The sequence below is a fragment of the Akkermansia muciniphila genome (assembly GCF_040616545.1).
Lineage (GTDB): Bacteria > Verrucomicrobiota > Verrucomicrobiia > Verrucomicrobiales > Akkermansiaceae > Akkermansia > Akkermansia muciniphila_E.
In genome coordinates, this window is record NZ_CP156688.1 from 1,771,524 (window position 1) to 1,786,667 (window position 15,144).

General features: G+C 49.0%; 15 protein-coding genes. 12 read left to right on the forward strand and 3 right to left on the reverse strand.

Annotation, left to right across the window (positions count from 1 at the left end; translation table 11 throughout):
* Nucleotides 1-5: 5 nt before the first annotated feature.
* The 4 genes from ABGM91_RS07255 to ABGM91_RS07270 all read left to right on the forward strand — a co-directional run bounded on the left by ABGM91_RS07255 (nt 6) and on the right by ABGM91_RS07270 (nt 3,454).
* A complete protein-coding gene (locus tag ABGM91_RS07255) occupies nt 6-854 on the forward strand; it encodes a hypothetical protein (protein WP_354830923.1) in 849 nt (282 codons plus the stop codon).
* A gap of 223 nt (nt 855-1,077) precedes the next feature.
* Nucleotides 1,078-1,824 carry a hypothetical protein gene (locus ABGM91_RS07260; protein ID WP_354830925.1) on the forward strand — a complete coding sequence of 249 codons (747 nt, stop codon included), beginning with the start codon at nt 1,078-1,080 and terminating at the stop codon, nt 1,822-1,824.
* Between the two features lie 257 nt (nt 1,825-2,081).
* On the forward strand, nt 2,082-2,996 hold the full coding sequence (locus tag ABGM91_RS07265; protein ID WP_354834833.1) for an IS1595 family transposase: 915 nt from the start codon (nt 2,082-2,084) through the stop codon (nt 2,994-2,996).
* Nucleotides 2,997-3,025: 29 nt separating this feature from the next.
* Complete coding sequence (locus ABGM91_RS07270; RefSeq protein ID WP_354830928.1) at nt 3,026-3,454, forward strand: hypothetical protein; 429 nt, start codon at nt 3,026-3,028, stop codon at nt 3,452-3,454.
* A 349-nt stretch (nt 3,455-3,803) separates the two neighbouring features.
* Here the strand turns inward: ABGM91_RS07270 and ABGM91_RS07275 are convergent, their stop codons facing one another.
* Nucleotides 3,804-4,037, reverse strand: a complete 234-nt coding sequence (locus tag ABGM91_RS07275; protein ID WP_354830930.1) for a helix-turn-helix transcriptional regulator — start codon at nt 4,035-4,037, stop codon at nt 3,804-3,806.
* Between the two features lie 133 nt (nt 4,038-4,170).
* Between ABGM91_RS07275 and ABGM91_RS07280 the strand changes: the two genes are divergently transcribed.
* The 6 genes from ABGM91_RS07280 to ABGM91_RS07305 all read left to right on the forward strand — a co-directional run bounded on the left by ABGM91_RS07280 (nt 4,171) and on the right by ABGM91_RS07305 (nt 8,423).
* Entirely contained in the window at nt 4,171-4,665 is a 495-nt protein-coding gene (locus tag ABGM91_RS07280) for a hypothetical protein (protein WP_354830933.1), read from the forward strand.
* A 154-nt stretch (nt 4,666-4,819) separates the two neighbouring features.
* Nucleotides 4,820-5,302, forward strand: coding sequence for a hypothetical protein (locus ABGM91_RS07285; protein ID WP_354830936.1), 483 nt, complete (start codon nt 4,820-4,822; stop codon nt 5,300-5,302).
* Between the two features lie 209 nt (nt 5,303-5,511).
* On the forward strand, nt 5,512-6,075 hold the full coding sequence (locus ABGM91_RS07290) for a hypothetical protein (RefSeq protein WP_354830939.1): 564 nt from the start codon (nt 5,512-5,514) through the stop codon (nt 6,073-6,075).
* Nucleotides 6,076-6,612: 537 nt separating this feature from the next.
* A complete protein-coding gene (locus tag ABGM91_RS07295; RefSeq protein ID WP_290565687.1) occupies nt 6,613-6,987 on the forward strand; it encodes a hypothetical protein in 375 nt (124 codons plus the stop codon).
* 92 nt (nt 6,988-7,079) lie between these two features.
* Nucleotides 7,080-7,616 (forward strand): SufE family protein, encoded by a 537-nt coding sequence (locus ABGM91_RS07300; RefSeq protein WP_354830943.1) that lies wholly within the window; start codon nt 7,080-7,082, stop codon nt 7,614-7,616.
* A 36-nt stretch (nt 7,617-7,652) separates the two neighbouring features.
* On the forward strand, nt 7,653-8,423 hold the full coding sequence (locus tag ABGM91_RS07305; RefSeq protein WP_354830945.1) for a hypothetical protein: 771 nt from the start codon (nt 7,653-7,655) through the stop codon (nt 8,421-8,423).
* Between the two features lie 105 nt (nt 8,424-8,528).
* Here ABGM91_RS07305 and aspS read toward each other — a convergent pair whose 3' ends face one another.
* Together aspS and hisS are read right to left on the reverse strand one after the other, a co-directional pair.
* Nucleotides 8,529-10,322 carry an aspartate--tRNA ligase gene (gene aspS / locus ABGM91_RS07310; RefSeq protein ID WP_290565684.1) on the reverse strand — a complete coding sequence of 598 codons (1,794 nt, stop codon included), beginning with the start codon at nt 10,320-10,322 and terminating at the stop codon, nt 8,529-8,531.
* Between the two features lie 33 nt (nt 10,323-10,355).
* The gene (gene hisS / locus ABGM91_RS07315) at nt 10,356-11,630 is read right to left on the reverse strand and encodes a histidine--tRNA ligase (protein ID WP_354830948.1); all 1,275 of its coding nucleotides are present in this window, start codon (nt 11,628-11,630) and stop codon (nt 10,356-10,358) included.
* 522 nt (nt 11,631-12,152) lie between these two features.
* Here hisS and hypB point away from each other — a divergent pair.
* Together hypB and hypF are read left to right on the forward strand one after the other, a co-directional pair.
* A complete protein-coding gene (hypB, locus tag ABGM91_RS07320) occupies nt 12,153-12,836 on the forward strand; it encodes a hydrogenase nickel incorporation protein HypB (RefSeq protein WP_354830951.1) in 684 nt (227 codons plus the stop codon).
* Complete coding sequence (hypF, locus tag ABGM91_RS07325; protein WP_354830954.1) at nt 12,817-15,144, forward strand: carbamoyltransferase HypF; 2,328 nt, start codon at nt 12,817-12,819, stop codon at nt 15,142-15,144. Before hypB ends, hypF begins: the two co-directional genes overlap by 20 nt.

Here is a 15,144-nt window from a genome sequence, read left to right on the forward strand (position 1 = left end):
TGATTGTGAACAGACTGTACTTACTAGTTGCTGGTGTTTTTTTCCAATGTGCTTCTGCTGCGTCTACTGCAGAATTTGAAGCAATATGCCTGCAGGTATTTGAAGACAGGGCAAAATTATTAAATGATAATATGAGTATATTGAAAAAATCAGTATACTCTTACATACCCTATTCTGAGAATACGGCCTTGGAGACAGGAAGCCTTCCTTTAAATATTTATAGAGAAATATTGAGAAAATGTGATGGACAGTATGACGTTTTCTATGCAAGCATACATACTGAAATATCATACATCTTTTTAGTTATTAAGAATAATAGAATTTTTGTTTGGAAACCTTACTTGAAAGTTCCCGGCTCATCGGAAAAATGGTATTCTGAATTGGCCGTCCGAGGGAAAATTAAATGTTTGGAGGAGAAACTGCTTGAAGAGAAAAATTCCGAGGTTCTCATGGAGCTCGTGAAAGAGTGGAAGAATCTAAAATCAGCTTCATGGGAAATAGAGGAATATTCAAATCCAATTTCAACAGGAGTTTTAAATTCAATTTATAAGGTCCTAACGAGTTTCTGGAAATTACAAGTGCCCTCCAAAGGTATTGATAGCACTGAATTTTTCCTTTTAAGTGAATTTTTCATGTCGTCGGGATACTTTTCTTACTATGGAATGAATTCAAGAATATTTGGTGTTTCTTTTAGAGATTTTACGGTACCAGGCACACCCGCGAGGGAAGTGATAGGGCTGATGGATGATCTGATCGATTATGGCTGTGATACAACCGTTCAGGAAAATGATCCCAAAACTCATTTTGACATAGGAAGCTTGGAATACGACCCATTTATTAAACAAAGTTGGTAGTTGATTTTTTGAGTAATAATGAATTTTTAGAAAATCGGTAAATGGAGGATATTGAATACTCCAATCTTGGGTGTAAGAATTGAATTTAGATATGATTATTTGTTTGCCGTGCGGAAAAGGGAATATGATGGAAGTAACTTAACAGGCGCGCCAGATTCTCGTATATGAATATCTGGATGGGGATAAATATAACTCCTATGATAATTATGCAGACGCATGCTGTATGAATATAGACCTTAGCATGATTAGGGAAAAAGATAGATACTGGAATTACCTTCCTGGAATGAGCATTAAGTTTGGATACAAAATAGGATGTTCGGAATTTGAAATACAACTAATCCTGGGTAAAGATTCACCTGTTCAGAAAGCCCTTCTTGAAGGGCTTGAACAAGTAATAGAGAAAGATAAGGAATTCAAGAAATTATATACAATTGATTCAGCATTTTCCATTTATTTGATTAAAGTTGATCCGGAACAGTATGGTTTAAGTGCTAACTGGTGTTTTTCCGGTACTGTCTATTTGTTGGAAAATGAAGAAGATATTGAGTCAGGAAGGCTAGTATATATTTTGATGCTTACAGAAGACAGCGCGGGAAAATTAAAAAATGTAATTGAGAGTTTACTGCCTCAAATTAAAAAAAGGAAATCTTTCCTGTCTTCTGAAAAACGCTCAACACATTTCTTTTTGAAATTTGATCATGTCACACAGTACTCGTTAGGTCTTCAAGGGGACATATGCCATCCTGTAAAACTATATCCATCCTGGCGTCATTTCAATCGAAATAACGGAGGAAGAGAGTATGATTATTGGGACTATTATTTACCATTGAGAGAACGTTTGTTGAAAGAGATAGGGAGCCGATGTATCTGCCATGAAGAAATGGACTATTTGAATTATCTTCCTGATGCTTTTCTGAATGAATCTGGTAATTTACATTACTATGAAGATATGGCTTTGGAAGAAGAATGATTGGAAATGTGAATACCCTTAAATAAGATAAAGGGACCTACATACTTGATTAACCATCCCGTTTAATCATCGTTAACCCCATTATCCATTCAGTCAATTTCCATTAATTTTTATATCATTCAATTTTAAGGACAATTTTCTACTCGCTCTATATGGGTAAGAAAATTGTAACCAAAAATAATACACAAATCACTAAAAATAAATGCGTACAAACTAATCAAAACACGACAAAATTTCCTTATCAGCCAAAGGAAATTATGGATAAAAATGATCTCAGTTTGTACGAATTCTTTCAGATGTTTCCAGATGAGGAGTCTGCTAGAAAATATTTTGAGAAGAAACGTTGGAACGGTCAAATTGTCTGTCCACATTGTTCTTCTGATAATATCCATGAGTGCAAAAACCATTCTCCAATGCCTTACAGGTGTAGATCATGCAGAAAGTTTTTCAGTGTAAGGTTTGGAACAATCCTTGAGGAATCAAAATTACCATTACATAAATGGTTGTTTTGCATGTATTTGATGAGAGTTAACCGTAAAGGTATTTCCTCTATCCAGGTGGGTAAAATCCTTGGTGTTACTCAGAAGACTGCATGGTTTTTGTGCCAACGTATCCGGGAAGTTTGGATGAAGACTACCAAGAATAAATTAGATGGTATTATTGAGATTGATGAAACCTATGTTGGAGGTTTGGAGAAGAATAAAAAGAAGAGTCAACAGCGTGGTTGGGGACGTGGTCCTTCTGGTAAATTAATTGTAGTAGGTGGTAGAAGCAGAAAAGGAAAAGTTGTTTCCAATGTTATTAAGGATAATAAGCAGGAAACCCTTCATGGATTCATCAATGACAATATAGAAAAAGGTTCTACTATTATGACTGATACATGGAAATCCTATAATGGATTAACCGACTTTACCCATCACAAAATCAATCATTCTGTTAAGGAATTTGTTAGAGGTATTGTGCATACCAATGGTATTGAAAGCTTTTGGGCGATTTTGAAAAGAGGTTATTATGGAATTTACCATTATATGAGTGAAAAACATCTCAATAGATATGTCCATGAGTTTTCCTTTAGATACAATACTTCTAAGGAAAATGTTCTAGATTTCCTAGGTAAAACTATTGAGATGATGGATGGTAAAAGATTGATGTACTGTGATTTGGTAAAATGATTTTAAAAAATTGAAGGTAAGTAGTTTCTATGAAAAACGAATCACTAGAAATGGTTGCCTATCCTATTAATAATGATGAGAATAGAAAAATTACTGAACTTGAAAGAACTTATCATAATAATAAGTATCTTGTAGAAGAAGGTTCACAAAAACTTAGAGGTATTACAATTTCTAAAAAACTATATGAAGAATTACTCCAAGAAAAAGTTATCTATATTCAAGACTTAGATAATAATGGAAGATTTTTAAAATTTTATTCTCCAAACTTTAAAGGAAATGAAAAATATTTAACCTTTGAAGAGAGAGGATTCTATAGAGGTTATTTTTTTCGAATAAAAAATGGTGAAATTAAAAAATACAGATCAACAACATCTGGTCTTCATTTTGTAGATCCTTATTATGGAATATGGGATGATAAATCTAGTCCAATCGAAATATATGTAGAGGAGGAAGATTAAATACATCTTCCTTGTCTTTCTGTGTTATTTTAGAAAAGGCAATTCCTTCTTCGGCCGTGAGTATGATTTTTTCAAAAATGTAATTTTTCGTAAAAATATGTGTTTTATTATATTGTTCAATTAATGAATTCATTTGAGTAGGATTAACAATTACATCACTCCAATTAAATCGAGTACGATTATTAAAATTTAATTCAGTATATAAAATGTGAAAAGTATATCCATCTTTTATGATAGGTTGGGAAAATCCGAATCCTCCCAAAATAGGGCTTCCTATTGGATTTCCTTTTAGTGTATATCCTTGAATATGTAAAGACATCAAGCGATTTTAGTATGGTGTGTTTAGGAGTCAAGATTCTACTTCTCTAGATAAGTCTAAAATATTGATTTTGAGCAATTTGCAGATCATTAGGACCTCAATAAAGGTCAAATACCTTTCGCCTGTTTCATACTTGGAGACGAATGACTGAGGTAATTCACACATCTCAGAGAGTTCTACTTGAGACAATCCCATCTTCTTACGTTGGTTCCTGAGATAGGTGCGAAGCTTTTCCTCTTGGGGGTTATCCCTTTTTCTGAGCATCTCATAAGTCTACCATAGTGAATAAAATAACCCGAATTAGGATATTTTGTTGTTTACAATAAGAGGGTTCTACGATAACACTTCTGAGGTATTATCCTGTTTTAGGATATTAGAACAACAAAAAATAATAATTATGAAGAAGTTACGTATTTTGCCTCTGGCGGCATCTGTGATAGTAATGGTAGGAATGACCTCCTGCGATGTAGAACCAGAAGAAAAAGACACATCCAAGATACCATTATCTGAACTTACTTGGAGTGAAGTAGGGAAGATTTATGGAAATAACAGTGATGCAACTGAGATTTTTAAAAAGGACAAATGGAAGGATTTTGAAGGGAAGAAAGTCAGATGGAAAGGTAAGGTAAGTGAAATTGAGACAACATTTGGGACATTGAGTATGTCTGTTGTAATGGGGTCTTCCAATACAGTTTCCTTTGGAGGAATGAGTTATTCCTCTAATGACATTTCCTTTTCTTCTCCTGAGGTATTAGTTATTTTGAAAAAAAGTGAGAAGGAAAAAGGTCTAAAATACAAAGTTGGAGATAGAATCGAATTTGAAGGAATTTTAGATGATTGGAGTGACTTACAGTCACATGTAGAAATTAGTAATGGTATAATAATAGAATGATAAAAATTTGAGGGTAGGAATATTCCTACCCTCAAAAATAACTTTAATGGTTAGTTAAGTATATAGGTCCCAAGATAAACTATAACCGAGGGTTATAGTTAAGTAAGAATGGACGATCTTACAATGATAAATAGTGTTTAGTTTAGAATATAAAATGATCAATATATACATTATAATTTGCATTTGTTTAGCTGCTGTTAGTAATTCTCTGGGAAGCGACATTACCTTACATGAGTTATATAATCCTCAAAAAATAGATTCTCTGGAAGAGGATAAAGATATATCCTTTTATAAGAAAACCGCTATTACTGTGCATGCTTCCGCATATGATTTTTTTGAAGCATATACACATAATGAAAAGTATCCTGAAATATGGTTTGGCTTAAATTCGCATATGATTCTCATTTCATGTCCATCAGGTTATGATATCGGATTGTTTCAAATTGATATGGATTTAGATGGATCTATCTGTGTATTCAATTATATAAAAAAGAGAGGAGCATACGAAAAATTAGGATATACTTATTTTTACAATAAACCATTGTATGATTTTTTTAAGGTATTTATCGTCCAATCAAGGATGAGTATGTATTTTCCATGGATGTACGCTCCTAAAAAATTATTATACAATAATTAATATTCTAATATTTTTTCGTAATATGGGCTCTCTATTTTATATGGAGAGCCCATGTTGTCTTCAAGTGGAAATTTAAATCGGATAGATAAAATTTAGGATGCATATGGAGAGAAATTGCTCCTTTATTTAAAGGGTAATGTTGGTTGTGATTTCTTGTGCCCAAGGACTGCAGTACGGTATTAGTGTCGTTGTTGTCATGGAATTTTAACTTGTGCAAGAGCATTCAAAACGCCTGCCGTATTTTGAATGGGGAGAAGCCGTATTGCGATTATGTGAAGCGTCCATTGAAGTTGCAATGTGATATGCATGTGCGCTATTACCCGGTGATTTATAATCCGGATATGCGTGAATTGTATGGGGATGATTTTAAGCAATACTTAAGGTTTCAGGGATTGTGGGACCAGAAAGATGAACAGAATTGGAGAAAAGGAGCCCGTCTTCCGGTCGTGCCGAGGGGATCAACGGTTGTGGTGCATGGTGTTAAAGGCATCTATCAATATGCCGTGGATAAAAGGACCGGTACTCTTAAACACCCTTCGAGTGATGTTGTGGCATTGGTGGAGTTTTTTGACCCACGGACCCACCGAACGGTATATGGAGAATATGCATGGACATCCGTGGAAGGCATCCGGAAGGAAGATACTTTTGTATTGCACCGGTATTTGAAGCGCGCTCCCTGGGAACCCTCCAGCGTTCCAGGATTAAGAGCCATTCAGGGTGCAGGCTATTCCGGTTCCGGAAAAATAAAGAAGCTTTTCCTGCCTGTTGCGTGAAAGGAGCTGGGTCATTTCTGTCTGTTAGACAGGAGTGGCCTTTTGGCGTGCCCGTAAATAGTGTGAAAGTTGCTTGACGATTCGTCCCCGGTTGGCTATGTGGGATTTTTACAGGAGCTTGCCGTAACGATATGTGCAAGGATGTTCTGTTTTCCTGCTACCGGAAGGGATAAAAATTGGGCGGGATATTCCTTCATGCAGCCCCCAAAACGTCCAAAACGTTGAATATCTTGATTTTTCTTCACGACATAGTTTTCTGATATTGTTGCATTTACTTATGTTATGTTGTTTTCTAACATTTTTCTTCTAGGCCCGTTTGATTTTATATATATAGTTTTTGGATATTGTATGAATATTTGCATGTCCATCTATAGATCAATCGAATTGAGGAAGAATACATCGGGAAGTTATAAGGTCAGGCTAACCATTGACCGGGGCAGCAAGTTTTGTGGGGCCAGAAAGTCGCTCGGCCTGGGTACTCACCAGGAGGATTGTGCGTTAAGGCGCGCCTCCCTGATGCGGTATTTGTTGTTTCACATGGGATGGTTTCCCGGAGGAAAGATTACCGTGAAGGGGCCTGCCGATTGTGGCATGAAGGAGATTTTCTGGGACAGTATGGAGTATCCGGTGAATTCCCGAATGTTCAGGCTCACGGGAAAGGGCTGCCGCATGGTTACGGATGAGACGATGTTCATCTGGTTCCAGACGAATGGAGATGAGAAAGTCCGGTGCCTCCGTTTGCTTATTTCCGGCTGGAGGCTGAATGACCGGGAGGGCGACCTGAGGGTATTGATTCAGGGATTGCAGCATTGCGCCTCGGAACAGCGCCAGCATCCCTGCCGCATTTTGAATATTGAAATCGGGTCCGGTTCCGTCGTGGCGTCCCGGGACGAGTGCGTGCTGAAAGGGTAGGTGCCCGGGCCGTCGCAGATATCGTTTGGAGTGGTTTCCAAGTGGTTTCAGGAACGGCCCGAGTTGTTTTAACAGATAACGGATAGAAATGTATGGATTGTTTTGAAGGAAGGCGGAATGCCCTGCTGAAGGAGTTAAATGCTCTGCCGGGAGAAGGCGCCCTGTATGGTTTTTTGATGCGCCAGGGGGAGCAATTGCCCCCTTTTGCGGAAGAATGGAAGACGGAAGCTTGTCTTCTGCGGGGATGCCAGTACCGGGTATGGCTGCGCCTGTCCCTGAAAGATGGCCTGCTGAGGATTGATGCAGATAGTGATTCCCGCATCAGCCGGGGATTGATGGCACTGTGGGTGAGGCTGTTTTTCGGCCTGACGCCGGGTGAGGCGCTGGCGGCGGATACGGATTTTTTCCGTCAAGGAGTCCTTGGAAAATGGCTGATTCCTTCCCGGGCGAATGCCCTGGGCAATATGGTTTCCAGAATCAAGCTGGGCGCGTTGAGGCTGAGGCAGGAAGCGCGCAGCGGGAACGGGGTGCCCGTCTCTCCTTTTTCCCAGCCGGGGTCCCGTCCGGAGTTTCCGGAACAAGGCCCGCTGCAGCGGATGGAGGCAGCAGGTGATTCCTGCCATGATTGATGCAGGCAGAAAAAGAATTCCAGCAATAGAGTTTAGATGAAGAAGGAAAAAGCAACTATCCACGTGCATTTGTTCGTGTATTCGGGAGATGCCGCCCTGGTCGGCGAGAATCTGCTGTGCGTCCGTCATGCCCTTCCGGAGGCCCGGCTGGCCGTGATTGACGACGGGGCGCATCCGTGTCCGGAGGAGGTGAGGGCGCAGGCGGAGAAGCTGGGGGCGGAATGGCGCGTGTCTTCCTGGGAAAGGGGCGGCAATTTGCGGGGGAAGGCCTGCATTGAAGGGATGCTGGATGAAATGCTCCGGAGCGCAGGTGATGATGGGGATACGCTGGTGAAGATAGATGCGGATACGGTGATGATATCCGGCGAAGACCTGCGGCGCTTTGCAAGGCGCAGGGACATGGTGTTCTGGGGCAGCGGTTCTGTGGAACAGCGCGTTTACGGCTGCCTGTATGCCGTGAAGGCGCATGCGGCCGTAAAAATCCGTGAGTATGTCCGCGGGCTGGAGCTGCTGCCGGACGCGCCGGAGGATATTGTAATCGGCACCAGTGCCTTTAATTTGTATCCGGGGGAGGAACGGCACATGATTTATCCCCCTTTTGGCCCGGATGCCCCGGATAGCGGGTGGACGGCCTATTACTGGGGGCGTTATCCAGAGGTAAAAGGGTACCAGCGTTTTACCATGGTGACCACGGGCAATCCTCCGCCGCCTCCGCTGGACAAGCGCCACCGTTTGCCCGTGATGAAGAATTTGCGGCAGATTGCGGATATCCGCCGCCGTCTGACGGGCGGCAGGCAAGGTTCATAGGAAGGGCCTGCCATCCATCATGACAGGCATGGTTCCGGATATCCCTGCATGAAAAATCCCCGGATGGAAGTTCTCCATCCGGGCGTTTTGGTTTAAAGAATCCGGTTATTTTTTAGCGGGCAGCTTTACCTGGATGTGAATGTCGCGCAGCTGGCGTTCTTCCGCCGCGGCGGGGGAGTCGCTCATCAGGTCCGCTCCACGGTTGTTTTTCGGGAACGCGATGACTTCACGGATGGATTCCGCATTGCAGATCATCATGACCAGGCGGTCCAGGCCCAGGGCAAGGCCGCCGTGGGGCGGAGCGCCAAAGCTGAACGCGTCCAGGATATGGCCGAATTGTTCGCGGGCCTGTTCTTCCGTGATGCCCAGGGCCTTGAACATGGCGGACTGCAAGTCGCGTTCATGAATCCGGATGGAGCCGCCGCCCAGTTCCGTGCCGTTAAGCACCACGTCGTACGCCTGGGCGCGCAGGTCTGCGGAGAGTTCTCCCTTGAGCAGTTTTTCCTCGTCTTCCTTGACGGGGCGGGTGAAGGGGTGGTGGATGGCCACCCAGCGCTGTTCTTCCTCATCCCGGCCCAGCAGGGGGAATTCAATGACCCACAGGAAGTCGCGTTCCGTGTTGTCCTTGAGCAGCTCCATGAAGTCGGCGCATTGCAGGCGCACGCGGCCCAGGATGTCGCAGGAGGGTTCCCACGGGCCGGCCGCAAAGAGAACAAGGTCTCCCGTTTCAATGTTCAGGGCTTCCGTGAGCTTTTGCTTTTCTTCATCGGAAAGGAATTTGGAGATGGGGCTTCTCCAGTCCTCTTCCCGCACCTTGATGTAGGCCAGGCCCTTGGCTCCGGCTTCCACGGCGGTTTTCGTGAGGGCGTCAATCTGGCCGACGGAGGCGGAGCCGAAGCCCTTGGCGTTAATGGCCTTGACCACGCCGCCATTTTTCACGGCGGAGGAGAATACCTTGAAGCCGCTGTTTTCAAAGATGGAGGAGACGTCCGTCAGCTTCATGCCGAAGCGGCGTTCCGGCTTGTCGGAACCATACTGGTCCATGGCTTCCCTCCACGTCATGCGGGGGAAGGGGGTGGGGATGTCCACGTCCAGGGCTTCCTTGTACACGCGTTTGAGCAGGCCTTCCACCAGGTTGTAGATGTCTTCCGGCGTGATGAAGGAGGCTTCAATGTCCACCTGGGTGAATTCCAGCTGGCGGTCCGCGCGCAGGTCTTCGTCACGGAAGCAGCGGGCGATCTGGAAGTAGCGTTCCATGCCTGCTACCATGAGCAGTTGCTTGTACTGCTGCGGAGCCTGGGGCAGGGCGTAGAATTTGCCCGGTGCCAGGCGGGAAGGGACTAGGAAGTCGCGCGCGCCTTCCGGGGTGGATTTGGAGAGGATGGGCGTTTCAATTTCCAGGAAGCCGTGTTCATCCAGATAATCGCGCGTGGTTTTGGTCACGCGGTGGCGGATCTGCATGTTGCGGATCATGGCGGGGCGCCGCAGGTCCAGAAAGCGGTATTTGAGCCGCAGGTCTTCATTGGAGAGGGCCCGGTCCAGCTGGAAGGGGAGCACTTCCGCCTTGTTGATGACGTTCAGAGTGTCTGCGGAGACTTCAATTTCCCCGGTGGGCAGGTCCGTATTCGTGGTGTCCACCGTGTCCGTTTTCAGACGGGCCGCTACGGAGCCGGAAATCTGGATCATGTCCTCGGAGCGGAGCTGCTGGGAGGCCCTGGCCACGTCCTGGTTGACTTCCGGGTGAAAGACTACCTGGGTGATGCCCGTACGGTCGCGCAAGTCGATAAATATGACGCCGCCGTGGTCACGGACGGAGTCTACCCAGCCGATGAGGGTGGTCGGCTTGCCAATGTTCGCAGCGCGCAATTCGCTGCAGGTATGAGTGCGGTATGAGTTCATCTTTGTTGAAAATGGAAGGAGGGGAGGGAAATATCAGTCGCGGCCCGTCATGGAGGCCAGAGCGTCAAACAGGTCGTCCATAGCGACGGAGGATGAGGCGCGCGCGCCCAGGTCGCGCAGTTCCAGGGAAGGGAAGTCGTCCCCCACAATCAGGGCCGCGCGCGCGCCGGATTTGGCGGCTTTCTGCAATTGGCCGTTGACCTTGGTGAGGGTAAGGGGAAGGTCCACGCTGTAACCCTGGTCCCGGAGTGCGGAGGCGATGGAGAGCACTTCCGCACGGCGGTTTTCGGAAGCCTGCACCAGGAAAACGTCGCAGCCCGCTGCGGCCAGGGCGGCGTCTTTCAGCGCCTTGGCATGCGGGGTCTGGTCAATGAGGTGGGTGATGACGGCGTCTCCCATGGCAAATCCGGTGGCGGGCATGCCTACCGCGTTGTTGGAGAGGGCGCCCACCAACGTGTCGTAGCGGCCGCCTCCGGCTACGGCGCGCAGGCTGCGCTTCGTATCAAAGATTTCAAAAACCAGCCCCGTGTAATAGGCCAGACCGCGCACCACGGAGAGGTCCAGCTTCACATAGCCGTCCAGTCCGCGGGCTTCCAGGTCTTTCAGCAGGAGGTCGTAGCGTTCGGAGGCTCCGGCGGGCGGGTTCTCAATGAAGGCCACCAGGTCTCCGCGGCTGATGTTGAAGGCGTCCAGCTTGCGCTGGCATTCTTCCGGGCGGTCACGTTCAAATTTGTCCACAATGCCCAGGAAGGCGGGAATGTCCTGTTCCTGAACGCCGTGTTCCGCGGCAAACCTGATCCAGGCTTCGCGGTCGGAGACACGCACGATGAAGTCGTTCTGTGTAAAACCCAGCTCCCTCATGCAGTCGATGGCCAGGGCAATCAGTTCGGAGTCCGCCCAGACGGAACCTTCCCCCAGAATATCCGCGTTGAACTGGTAGAATTCACGCAGGCGTCCTTTCTGGGGTTTTTCATAACGGAAGCAGGAGCCTATTTCAAACCACTTGAGCGGCTTGGTGTATTCCCGCTGGTAGGCGGCGGCAATGCGGCCCAGGGAGGCGGTAAGTTCCGGGCGGATGGTAATATCCCGGCCGCCCTGGTCCGTAAAGCGGAAAAGCTGGGTGGGCAGTTCGCCTCCGCTCTTTTTAAGATAGAGCTCCGTGGCTTCTACAGTGGGGCCTTCCCATTCCAGGAATCCATAGCGGTGCGCCACCCTCTTCCATGCGTTAAAGAGGTAGTTGCGCACGGCGCAGTCCGCCGGGGCAAAGTCACGGAATCCGGGAAGTGGTTGAAAGCGAGCGTCTGGCATAACCTGAATTAAAGGATGTTAACTGAGGACGAAATAGTTTACAAGATTCTGATGCCTTGGCAAGCCCACATCCTGATGATGAAGGAAGTTCAACGGAAAAGCGCCTGTATGCCCATCCAAGGGAGGACAGGTGTTCTTTTAAGGAAGAACCGGGTAAAATTAATTGGTAACCAGTTATTTTTTGGTGATGCTTCTTGATGCAGGGGAACGGCTTGTTCTTTTTGCTCCCTTTTTTCCGGGAGCTGGTGCGTCCCTCTTCCTTTTTTGATGCTGCCGATGGGTTGGGAACAGCGGCTGTCCGCAGGAGCTCCGGGCGGGATTTGGACGGAAGAACGGTTCCGGGCGGTTTTTCCTGGGAGGTATTACGTGCCGGAAAAAGGAAAGATTCCTCTTGCCGTAGTTCCGGTATGACGTAGGATAAATGAGAAAAATTCCCTTTTTCTGAATCTAATATCAGTATTGATTATGTGTAAAGAATGCGGATGCGGAGGTGAGCACACCCATGAAAGTCACGGCCACGGTATGGACGTCCATGTTCCCGTGCTGGATGCCAATGACCGGCTGGCGGAGCGGAACAGAGGTTTTTTTGCGGCAAAGAACCTGCTGGTCATCAATGTTTTTTCTTCTCCGGGCTCCGGGAAAACCTCCCTGCTGCAAAAGACGGCGGAGATGCTCCGTAACCGTGTGCGCATGGGGGTGATCGTGGGTGATCTGGCTACGGATAATGATGCGGAACGCCTGAGCCGTGCGGATATTCCCGTGGTGCAGATTACCACGGGCACTATGTGTCATCTGGACGCCCGCATGATTGCGGAGGCCATGAAGAAGATGCCCCTGGATGAACTGGACGTGCTGGTGATTGAGAATGTGGGTAACCTGGTATGCCCGGCTTCCTATGACCTGGGGGAAGGCATGCGCGTGGTTTTGCTTTCCGTGACGGAAGGGGAGGACAAGCCGCTGAAGTACCCGCCCATGTTCCATTCCGCGGATGTGGCCCTGGTGACCAAGTCAGATCTGGCAGATGCCGTGGATTTTGACCGTGATGCCGCTCTGGCGGCCCTGAACAAGGTAGCCCATCATGCGCACGTTGTAGAGTTATCTTCCAAGACCGGAGAAGGCATGGACGCCTGGTGTGAGGAGATTGTGGAACGCGCGCGCCGCGTCCGGGAAGGCAGGATTCAGAATCATGGCCACCACCACCATTGAACAGGCCGCTGCGGCATTGAAGTTTGAGATAGCCGGCATGGTCCAGGGGGTCGGTTTCCGGCCCCATGTGTACCGTTTGGCATCGCAGCTGGGGCTGAAGGGGTTTGTCCGCAATACGGAGTCCGGCGTGGATATCCATGTGGAGGGGAAGCCCGGCGTTCCGGAACGTTTTCTTGCCGCTCTGATGAAGAGCCTCCCGGAGCATGCCCGTGTGTACGGCGTGGAACGGACCGTGTGCGAGCCTGCCGGGTTTGAAGAGTTCCGCATCGTGGAGAGCGATTCCTCCCCCCGCGGCGTTCCGATGATGCTGCCGGACCTGGCCCCGTGTCCGGAGTGCCTGAAGGAGATGCGCGACCCTTCTTCCCGGAGGTATCATTATCCCTTTACCAATTGCACGCATTGCGGCCCCCGTTATTCCATCATTGAGAAGCTGCCGTATGACCGTGCGGGCACCAGCATGAAGAAGTTCCGGATGTGCCCGGAGTGCCTGAAGGAGTACGGGGATGTGGAGGACAGGCGTTTCCATGCCCAGCCTATTGCGTGCCCGTCCTGCGGCCCCTCCATGAAGGTGCTGTTTTCGGATGGCGCAGAGTTGGGCTTCGGCCACGGGTTTGATACTCCTGCGGAGCAGGTGGCGTGGGTGCTGGCGGACGGGCTGATTGTTGCCCTGCTGGGCGTGGGCGGATTCCAGCTTCTGGCGGACGCTTCTTCGGAAGCCGCCGTCCGGCGTCTCCGGCGGCTGAAGGGGCGTGACGCCAAGCCCTTTGCCGTGATGGTGCCGGATGTGGCCGCGGCGGAAAAGCTGTGCCGCTTGTCGGAGGAGGAAAAACGCCTGCTGGTTTCTCCGGCGGCCCCCATTGTGCTGGCGCCTGGAAGGAAGGAGGTGGATTTGGCTCCCTCCGTGTGCATGTTCAGCCGTTTTGTGGGGGTGATGCTTCCGTCCTCCCCCGTGCATGCCCTGCTGATGGATGTGTGGGAGAAGCCGCTGGTGGTGACCAGCGGGAACCTGAGCGGAGAGCCCCTGTGCATTTCCGTGGAGGAGGGTTTGCAGAAGCTGGGCCATGTGGCGGATGTTTTTTTTGTGCACGACCGTCCGGTCGTGCGTCCCGTGGATGATTCCGTGGTCCGCGTGGCGGATGGAAAAGCCATGGTGGTGCGCCGTGCCCGCGGGTACGCTCCCCGGCCTGTATGGCGCACGTCTCCGGAGGCTCCGCATGTGCTCGCGCTGGGTTCCGGGCTGAAGAATACCGTTTGCTGGCTGAAGGACGGCGTGGCCGTTATGAGCCAGCATCTGGGGGATCTGGACAGCGCGGCTTCCCTGAACGCCTTTGAACGGACGGTGGAGACCCTGAGCCATACGCTGGGTGGAGTGCCGCAGGTGATTGCCGTGGATGCCCACCCGGACGGCCCTTCTTTCGCCCTGGGCAGGCGGCTGGCCAGGGAATGGAATGTGGAATTGGTTCCCGTGCAGCACCACCATGCCCATGTACTGGCCTGCGCCGCGGAGAATGAGACTCCGTTTCCCGCTTTAGGCGCGGCTTGGGACGGGACGGGCTTCGGCACGGACGGAACGGTATGGGGCGGAGAGTTTTTTGTCATGGAGGAGGCGGGAGGACCCCGGAGGGTGGCGCGGCTCAGGCCGTTTCTGCTGCCCGGCGGGGATGAAGCGGTGCGGGAGCCTGCCCGGTGCGCCTGTTCCCTGGCGCGGCAGATGGCCCCCTGGAGGACGGATGGGCTTGACCGTCGTCTGGAGGGCGGAATGACCCGGCAGAAGCGGGAGGCGCTGGAGGCCATGATGGGCCGGAATATTCACGCTCCGGCCACTTCTTCCATGGGGCGCCTGTTTGACGCCATGGCCTTCTGGTGCGGCTTTGACGGCGTGGCGGGGTGTGAAGGACATGCCGCCATGTTGCTGGAGTCATGGGCCGCGGCGGCTGTCACGGAAGAGATTCAGGGAGATCCGTATGAATGGATCATGCATGAGGATGGCGGGCTGCTGGAACTGGACTGGCGCCCGTTGCTGAAAGCCGTGGATGATGACCTGCTGAACGGCGTTTCCCGCGGCTGCATCGCCCGGAAGTTTCATGAAAGCCTGGTGAACCTGGCCTTTGACGTGGCGGAGCATTTCTGCCTGGACCGTCTGGTGCTGGGCGGAGGATGTTTCCAGAATGCCTTTTTGCTTGAAGGCCTGGCGGGAATGGCCCAGTCTAGAAAGTGCCGATTGTCCCTGCCGCAGCGCGTTCCCTGCAATGACGGGGGAATCTCCCTGGGGCAGGCGGCGGCGGTCGTGCGCCAATGGAAAGGATAA

Bases quoted from the DNA above. Each gene is read 5' to 3' on its own strand.
- ABGM91_RS07280 (WP_354830933.1), top strand. From the start codon at position 4,171: ATGAAGAAGTTACGTATTTTGCCTCTGGCGGCATCTGTGATAGTAATG.
- ABGM91_RS07260 (WP_354830925.1), top strand. From the start codon at position 1,078: ATGAATATAGACCTTAGCATGATTAGGGAAAAAGATAGATACTGGAAT.
- ABGM91_RS07300 (WP_354830943.1), top strand. From the start codon at position 7,080: ATGGATTGTTTTGAAGGAAGGCGGAATGCCCTGCTGAAGGAGTTAAAT.
- ABGM91_RS07270 (WP_354830928.1), top strand. From the start codon at position 3,026: ATGAAAAACGAATCACTAGAAATGGTTGCCTATCCTATTAATAATGAT.
- ABGM91_RS07275 (WP_354830930.1), bottom strand. From the start codon at position 4,037: ATGCTCAGAAAAAGGGATAACCCCCAAGAGGAAAAGCTTCGCACCTAT.
- hisS (WP_354830948.1), bottom strand. From the start codon at position 11,630: ATGCCAGACGCTCGCTTTCAACCACTTCCCGGATTCCGTGACTTTGCC.
- ABGM91_RS07295 (WP_290565687.1), top strand. From the start codon at position 6,613: ATGGGATGGTTTCCCGGAGGAAAGATTACCGTGAAGGGGCCTGCCGAT.
- ABGM91_RS07285 (WP_354830936.1), top strand. From the start codon at position 4,820: ATGATCAATATATACATTATAATTTGCATTTGTTTAGCTGCTGTTAGT.
- ABGM91_RS07305 (WP_354830945.1), top strand. From the start codon at position 7,653: ATGAAGAAGGAAAAAGCAACTATCCACGTGCATTTGTTCGTGTATTCG.
- ABGM91_RS07265 (WP_354834833.1), top strand. From the start codon at position 2,082: ATGGATAAAAATGATCTCAGTTTGTACGAATTCTTTCAGATGTTTCCA.
- hypF (WP_354830954.1), top strand. From the start codon at position 12,817: ATGGCCACCACCACCATTGAACAGGCCGCTGCGGCATTGAAGTTTGAG.
- hypB (WP_354830951.1), top strand. From the start codon at position 12,153: ATGGACGTCCATGTTCCCGTGCTGGATGCCAATGACCGGCTGGCGGAG.
- aspS (WP_290565684.1), bottom strand. From the start codon at position 10,322: ATGAACTCATACCGCACTCATACCTGCAGCGAATTGCGCGCTGCGAAC.